The 8,720-nt window shown below is 38.6% G+C and carries 4 protein-coding genes; all 4 read left to right on the forward strand.

Going from position 1 to position 8,720, the window contains the following annotated elements; translation table 11 throughout:
* The first annotated feature begins 201 nt into the window (after window positions 1-201).
* Entirely contained in the window at window positions 202-2,772 is a 2,571-nt protein-coding gene (locus tag BACCELL_RS00430) for a Kelch repeat-containing protein (protein WP_007209491.1), read from the forward strand.
* Window positions 2,773-2,914: 142 nt separating this feature from the next.
* Window positions 2,915-6,604, forward strand: coding sequence for a glycoside hydrolase family 2 protein (locus BACCELL_RS00435; RefSeq protein ID WP_007209492.1), 3,690 nt, complete (start codon window positions 2,915-2,917; stop codon window positions 6,602-6,604).
* Window positions 6,605-6,841: 237 nt separating this feature from the next.
* Window positions 6,842-8,218, forward strand: a complete 1,377-nt coding sequence (locus BACCELL_RS00440) for a carbohydrate-binding protein (protein WP_007209493.1) — start codon at window positions 6,842-6,844, stop codon at window positions 8,216-8,218.
* 3 nt (window positions 8,219-8,221) lie between these two features.
* Window positions 8,222-8,720: carboxypeptidase-like regulatory domain-containing protein (locus tag BACCELL_RS00445; protein ID WP_007209494.1), on the forward strand; the 499-nt coding region annotated here is incomplete at its 3' end.

The raw sequence follows: 8,720 nt of genomic DNA on the forward strand, positions 1-8,720 counted from the left end.
TTTTTCAATAGGTTCAGTTATACACTCTGGTATTATGCTAATTATTTGCATAATACCGGAGTGATTATAACTGAAATTACTTTTGTATAGAGAATTGAATCGTTTTTGATGATTTTGTTGAATACCGGTTACTTTTTATTGATCTTATTACTGATTTTATCTTTTTTTTATACCTTTGTCATGTCTTCTTGAACTAGAAATATGAAAAACAGTTGCAGATATATCTTGCTTGTGCTCTTCCTGTTCACAGGGGGCAATTTATTAGCCTCTATATATAATGGTGGACTCTATTTTAGGTCTCATTCCGCTCCCAGTGTTGACAGAACCTCCCTTACTTTGAATGATGACAAACCTTTCGATGTAAATAATGAGTTTACCATTTCTTTTCAGATGTGGGTGCGGAATAATGAGCCTGATTTTGGATCGATATTGCATTTGTATACGAATACAAACCAATTAGTACGTTTTTCATTCGTTGCGGGAGGGCGTAGACATTATCCGGCACTGGTATTTAATGAAGGAATGGTCACTGTTGACAGTCCCATTGAAAGAGAGAAATGGGTGTCCGTTTCTCTGCGGATGGATATGAATAATAATTCCATCGCTGTGAATTACAATGGAAAGGACACAACGATAATGGTACCTTTAAGTGGTTCGACGCATGTAAGAGCGTTGTTCGGCCATGCTCCTGAATATCTGGCTGACGTGGCACCCGTAAATATAAAGGATGTAAAAGTGTCACAGGACGGTGAACAAACTTGTGAATGGAAGTTGTGGAAACACAATAATGACATTTGCTTTGATGAAATGAAAGGAGCGATAGCACGCGCTGAATCTCCTTATTGGTTGATAGATGATCATATTGAGTGGAAATCAATTTATAAGGGAAATATATCCGGAAGATTGGATGTGGCTTTTAATGCATTGGATGCCTTGTTTTATCTGGTGAAACCGGAAACGGTGGAAGTATTGGACGAAAAAGGTACTTTGGTAGATAAAATAGGAGTGCAGGGAGGATATCCTGCAATGGAGTTTACAGATCATCTGATTTTTGATACATTGAGTAATCGATTGGTGTCTTATTCATTGTCCCAAAATCGTGTCTCTTGCTTTTCTTTTGATACAAAAAGATGGAGTCTGTCAGAGCGCAATAAAGAAGAACCTAATTACTATAATCATGCCCGTACTTTTAATTCTGCCGACTCATCATTTTACTTTTTTGGAGGATATGGTTTCTACAGATATCAGAATGATTTGTTTCGTATGAATGCTGCTACGGGTGAACTGGAAAAGATTAATTACGAACCTTTGCTTAATCCCCGTTACTCATCAGCCATAACTGTGGTGGGTGATGAACTTTACATTTTGGGTGGCAGGGGAAATAAATACGGTAAGCAAGAGTTGGTTTCTCATTTCTACCCGGAACTTTATGCCATTAATTTGAAGACAAAAAAATCGAGGGTAGTATGGAAGAAGCAACAGACAGATGTTTCTATGTTGATGGCTTCGTCTATGTATTTTGAACCCTCGGATAGTTCTTTTTATGCAGTCGCACTGAAGGATGGTGGAGTCTTGTGGAAAATTTCAATGAAAGATACGGTTTGGACAGAAGTCTCCAAACCAATTCGTAATGAAGTAATTCATCAGGATTGTGATTTTAGTTTTTATTCTTCGCCCTCTCATCAGAAGTTGTTTCTGGTAATGGATAAGATCTTGACAGATCGTACGCATAATGTGTCTATCTATTCTATTAATACTCCATTGATGAGTGAATCTGACATTATGCAGGTTGAAGAAGAAACTGTTGCCGATTCTTTTGCATGGTATTGGATTGTCGTTGGAACATTGGCGCTATTAGGTCTTGGATATGTTATATATTTCTGGTTGTCCCGGAATAAGGAGGTGAAATCTCTGTCAGACAATATTCCGACTGCAATAAGAGACATACCGGAAGGGAGTAAGAAACTGGAAAATAAAGAAATAGAATTAGAGGGTGAAAATATACTTGTGACTAAGTCCATTGAGAACTATTTCGACCGTAGTCGTTCGGCAATATCTTTGCTTGGGACATTTAATGTGAGAGATAAGGAAGGAAATGACATTACTTCTAATTTTACTCCTCGCCTGAAAAGTCTTTTGGTTTTATTGATTCTTTATACTGAAAAGAATGAGAGAGGTATTTTGACACGGAAGATGACAGATATGCTCTGGTCGGATAAGGATGAGATTGCTGCCAGAAATAATCGGAATGTAACATTACGCAAACTGCGTGTATTGTTGGAAGAGGTGGGTGATGTAGAAGTGATAAGTGACGGTGGATTCTTGAAAATACGTTGGAATGAAAGTGTATTTTGCGATTATTGTACTGCGCTTCATTGTATGGACCTATTACAGAAAAACGGAGCTCAGAAAGATGAAGTACTTTTGAATCAGATATTGGAATTGTTGCTATATGGTCCGTTACTTTCCAATACGATTGTTGACTGGTTGGATGAATTTAAGGATGCCTATTCGAGTCTTTCCATTGATTTGCTTAGAAATCTTTTGGATATTGAATATCGGAAAAGTGATCGTGAAATGGTTCTTCGTATTACTGATATTATGTTCTTGCATGATCCTTTAAATGAGGAAGCCTTGGCAGCTAAGTGCTCGGTCTTGTTTCTGGAAGGAAAAAAAGGTATTGCCAAAAGTGTTTATGACCGTTTCTGTAAAGAGTACCGTGAATCTCTTGGAGAAGATTATAAGATACCACTCTCCAAATTATGCGAATAATCTCAATCTATTTATAATTAAGCGTTTAATTGAAAAAATTAAGCGCTTTTTTAATGCCCAATTAAGTCTGTTTTCCATGCTTTATTAATCTGTCCGGAGTACTTTTGTGGCAAGAGTTATTAACTAAAAACTCTAATTATTTATGAGAAAACTTTATGCTACATTCCTGATTAGTGCGTGCGCATTGGTATCACTGCCTTCCAATGCACAGGCTGAATGGAAAAATGATTTCTCCAATCAGGGGGAAATATTAAAAACGGTGGGAAAAGGAGTTTGTGGTGTTACTGACGGGGTGTTTCGTTCGGTAGATGCTTACTCTTGTTTTGGAAATCCCGAGTGGAAAAACTATACGATGTCTTTTAAGGCTCGTGCACCTAAAGATGCCGACCAAGTACAAATATGGGCAGGTTTCCGTGCTTATAACCGTTTCGACCGATATGTACTGGGACTTAAAGGTGGATTGCAGGATGATATCTATCTGATGCGTTTGGGATACATGGGAACAGATGAGTTTTTGGGTGTACGTCCGCTTGGGTTCCATCCGGTACCGGGAGAATGGTATAATATAAAGGTGGAAGTATGTGGAAACCGTATCCGTGTTTTCCTGAATAATGAGAAAGAACCTCGCATAGATGTGACGGATAAAAATGGTAATCTGGCTCCTTCAGGTCAGGTCACTTTAGGTGGTGGCTGGATAGAAACAGAATTTGATGATCTTGTTGTTACTCCTATGAGAGAAGACGCCTTGAAAGATGTGAAGGTGGTAGAGTATCGTAAAATGATAACTCCTCAGGAGAAAGAGAATAAGCGTCAACAGGAGCGTGCCAATTATAGGACTGTTAAGGTAAATGAGTTAGTGGATAGTCGCACGGATATATCTTTGGATGGTACTTGGCTTTTTATGCCTGAATATCAATTGGATGATAAGGATAAAGCTATTTCTGTAGCTACGGATGATAAGAACTGGCATGTGATGTCTGTTCCAAATTTCTGGAATCCTATTCGTATTTGGTTACATGGAGAGACAATGCCTTCACCCGCAGGGCCTCAGCCTAAAGGTGTTTCGGATACTTATTATCAGCAGGAAACAGAGCGTTGCGAAGGATATACATTTGATTATAGAAAAACTAAAGCAGCTTGGTACAGACAATGGGTAGAATTGCCTGCAAATGTTGAGGGTAAGAATATGACGTTGACTTTTGATGCTGTTTCAAAGGTTGCAGAGATTTATATTAATGGAGAGCTTGCCGGTTCACATATCGGTATGTTTGGCGAAATACAGGTTGATGGAAGTAAACTGTTGAAGTCCGGTAAAAATCTGGTTGTGGTGAAAGTGATCAGTAAAACAGATGGCAGTTCTTCCGAATCTGGTAGTGCTGCAATTGATTTCTTCTATTCTTCTGTTCGTGAGAGTGAAAAGGAAGATGGAAAAGTTTCTGCGAAGAGTAATCTTTTGAAAGATATAGCCCATGGTTTTTATGGTGACGAGCCTGCCGGTATTTGGCAACCGGTGAAACTGACGATTACCAGCCCGTTGAAGGTGGAAAATGTATTTATTAAACCGAGTTTGGACGGAGCTACGTTTGATTTGACAGTGAAAAATCATGGTACTAAAAAGAATCAATTTAATCTCTATACTGATATTGTAGATAAAGAAACTGGTTCGGTACTTTACAGTAAGCTTTCTCTGCAAAAACTGGTGTTGAATGCTGACGAAGAAAAGATGTTCACTTATAACATAAATGGGTTGAAACCCCGTCTTTGGACTCCTCAGCATCCTAATCTGTATGATTTTCGTTTCCGTTTGGTTGCTGCAAAAGGTCACGAATTGGATTGCCTGACGGAGACTTCCGGTTTCCGCACTTTTGAAGTGAAAGAAGGTTTGTTTTTTCTGAACGGAAATCGTTATTGGTTGCGTGGTGGTAATCATATTCCGTTTGCTCTTGCCCCGAATGACTTGAACCTGGCTAATACTTTCATGCAATTGATGAAGGCTGGTAACATAGATGTCACTCGTACCCATACTACTCCGTGGAATAAACTCTGGATGGGAGCGGCTGATAAGAATGGTATCGGTGTTAGTTTTGAAGGCACCTGGCCTTGGTTGATGATACACTCTACTCCCTTGCCTGATGCAAAACTGATAGAGATGTGGAAAGAAGAATTTCTTAGTTTGCTGAAAAAATATCGTAATCATCCTTCACTACTCTTTTGGACTGTGAATAATGAGATGAAGTTCTACGACAATGACAATGATTTGGAACGTGCCAAAGAAAAGTACCGTGTGATTTCGGATGTAGTGAAAGAAATGCGTCGCATTGATCCTACACGTCCTATTTGTTTTGATTCTAACTATCAGGCAAAAGGTAAGAAAGAAAAGTATGGTGCGGACTTTATGAATACTATAGATGATGGTGACATTGATGATATGCACGCTTACTATAACTGGTATGATTATTCACTTTTCCGTTTCTTCAACGGAGAATTTCAGAAAAGGTTTAAGATGGTTGATCGTCCGCTTATAAGTCAGGAAATGTCAACCGGATATCCGAATAATGAAACCGGACATCCTACGCGTTCTTATCAATTGATTCATCAGAACCCACAATCACTGATTGGATATGAATGTTATGATTTCTCTAATCCACAATCATTCCTTAATGTACAGGCATTTATTACTGGGGAATTGGCTGAGGCGCTTCGCCGTTCCAATGACCAAGCCTCAGGTATCATGCATTTTGCATTGTTGACATGGTTCCGGCAAGTATACGATTATCAAAAGATAGAGCCGTATCCTACATATTATGCATTGAAACGTGCTTTGCAACCAATATTGGTTAGTGCAGAATTGTGGGGACGCAATCTTTATGGTGGTGAGAAATTGCCGACACGTATTTATGTCGTAAACGATCGTGAGGACGGTACGGACCTGAAACCCACTTTATTGAGATGGGAGATACAGGATGAAACAGGAAAGAAATTAGTTTGGGGGGATGAAGAACTTCCGGCTGTGAAGCATTATGGGCGATACTATATTGAACCTAATATTCAGTTACCCGCTAAGTTGCCTTCAAATAAGGTAAATGCAAAGCTGGTTTTGAAGTTGACAGAAAATGGCCTGCCGGTTTCTGAAAATGAATATAATCTATTATTAGCTGACAAAAAATGGAATATCGGTCAGGTAGCGGAAAACAAGAAGATTGTATTGTTGGATAACGATGGTACAAAAGCTATTTTTGATTTCTTGAGGATTAATTACCAGACTGTATCGTCTGTAAGAGAAGCCGTTAATTCTAAACAAAAGGCTGATCTTTGTGTCATTTCCGGTTTGACGAACTGTACGGAAGAAGAAAAAGAATTTCTTCGTGGCTATCAGGCAAAAGGTGGTAAGCTTCTTTTGTTGAATAGTAAAGAAGCTGCCAAGATCATTTATCCCGAACATATTACCGGCTGGATTATGCCGACGGAAGGCGATATAGTTAATATGGAGCGCAATGATGCCCCTGTATTTGATGGTATTGGTGTGTTAGAACTGCGCTATTTTAATAATAACAAACGTGAGATTCCGACCGCTTGTAATGCTACTCTTCATGTGAATCGCAATGAAAATCTGACAGAGCTGGCCGGACAGATGAAAATCCATGCTTACATTGATGGCGGTGCTCCGGAAGATCGGATAAATCGGATTAATTCAATGAGAGGTTTTACACTGATTCAGATTAAAGATGGAAGAGGAATTGCCACAGTTTCAACCATGTGTACTGAAAAAGCAGAGACAGATCCGATTGCTGGGAAACTGCTTGTTAATATGATTAATGATCTTATGAAATAATTAATTGGAAAAAGCGGTTAATCTGAAAATTAACTGCTTTTTAATATCCAATTAAGAGTTATTTCAGCTTTTAATTAATCTTGTGGAAATACCTTTGCTTTTAACAAAACGCGCGATTGAATAGTTTAATACAATAATAACCTTTAATATGAATACTTATGAGTCCATGAAAACCTCTAAAACAAGTCTCAGAGAAATAAGAGTTTATTTTAACCTTTATTTAATACACTAATTATTATGAACTTTTTATTAGAAAAACAAGTAAAAATCGGTAGAATAATTAGCCAGTTAATTTGGATAATTCTGCCTCTGGTATCACTTAGTTTTATCCTGCAAGCGTGTGATGAAAATAAGTTTCCAGTAAATCCAGTACCGGATCAATTTGAGTTTATCCCACCCAGTGATGTCAATATGCTGGCAGCTAAAGGAGGAGATGGACAGGTGACATTGACATGGGATGCAGCTGTAGAAAACACATTGAAAGCTGTTCATGTAACTAATAAGAATACCGGTGAAGAGAAAGTATTATCCGGTACTGCAAGTGAAATCACCTTTACAGGATTGACTAACTATGAAAAATACACCTTTCTGGTAAAGACAGAAAGTCTGAAAGAACAGTTGTCGTACGGTGCTACGATTAGTGCTAAACCCTTTGCACATGATAATGTGAAACCTGGTAAAGTTATCAATCTGGTTGGATATAAGTTAGGTGAAAGTATAGCTTTTGCTGTATGGGAAAGTCCTGAAGATATCGATATTGAGAAGTTTGTTGTCACACTGGGCAATGAGTCAGTTACAGTGGATGGAGAATCTACTTTCGCAACTATAAATGGTAACATAAATATGCCATTGAAGGTGTGTGCGGTAGACTATTCCGGAAATACTTCCGATGCTACTGAAACCATGGCGGATGCTGCTGTTGTGACAATTGATGGATTTGATAATGGCGAAACAGAGACGGTGCTGATACATAAGGATCCTATCATTTCGGCAATTGACGGATATGTCATTACATACTTCAACCAGGAATATAAGAGTAGTACTTCACCACTTCCTGAAATTTATACGCAGACGATGCCGGTGGATAACGATCAGAAACTTTGGTTAGATGATGCTAAAACGAAAGGTTCATGGCTTGAACCTGTAAAAGTAACCTTATTGTCTAAGGGAAAAGAGATTTCTACTTATGAATATCTTACTTACAATAATATTCCCGGAACGTTGATGCTGACTCATGCAACAGTTCTTAATGAAGAAGGGGTCAATGTTAAGCGTAACAATGACGGTAAGAGTTTCAATAGTAATCTTGGAAACTTTGAGAATAAAGGTTCTCTTCCTATCTATGGATTGTATGATGTTAATGTGTACGAGGATGGTGATTATGAAACTGTCATGTGGTTCTCTGCCAATGGTACTAAAACTTATACAATAACGATTGATGACGGACCTGCAATTGAAGGTCGGACTGCTGAAGGCTCTTCCGGATGGGATAATTATATAGAGGCTCCTGGTCCTGTTCTTTCTCTTACCAAGGGAAAACATCAGATGAAAGTCGAATTTCCATCGGGTGGTCATAATTTTAAGAAACTTGTCTTTAGGAAAATAGAGAAATAAACTATGAAAACACTATCATATATAAAAGGAAATTTACTGCGGCTTACGTGGATATGTGTATTGCTGCTTTCTACCGCTTTTGCTCAGGCGCAGATGAAAGGTGTTCAAGGTTTGGTGGTAGACGAAACCAATCAACCATTGCCAGGTGCAACTGTATATACTGCTGATAAGAAATCTGTCAGTATCACGGATGTGGATGGTTTGTTCAAACTGGATAATGTGACTCCTGGAGATACATTGGTTGTTTCTTATGTGAGTTATAAGACCTTTAAGCAGGTTATTAAGAAGTCGGATAACTTTTTTAGAGTTACATTGTTACCGGACGAAGCAATGTTGGATGAAGTAGTCATCGTAGGATATGGACAACAGAAAAAAGCGTCTGTGGTAGGTGCAATCGCACAGGTTTCTACCAAGGAACTTTCGCAGAGCCCTGTATCTAATGTGTCAAATGCACTGGCCGGAAGACTTCCGGGTATGATTACCGTGCAACGTTCCGGTGAAC

The organism is Bacteroides cellulosilyticus DSM 14838, from assembly GCF_000158035.1.
Lineage (GTDB): Bacteria > Bacteroidota > Bacteroidia > Bacteroidales > Bacteroidaceae > Bacteroides > Bacteroides cellulosilyticus.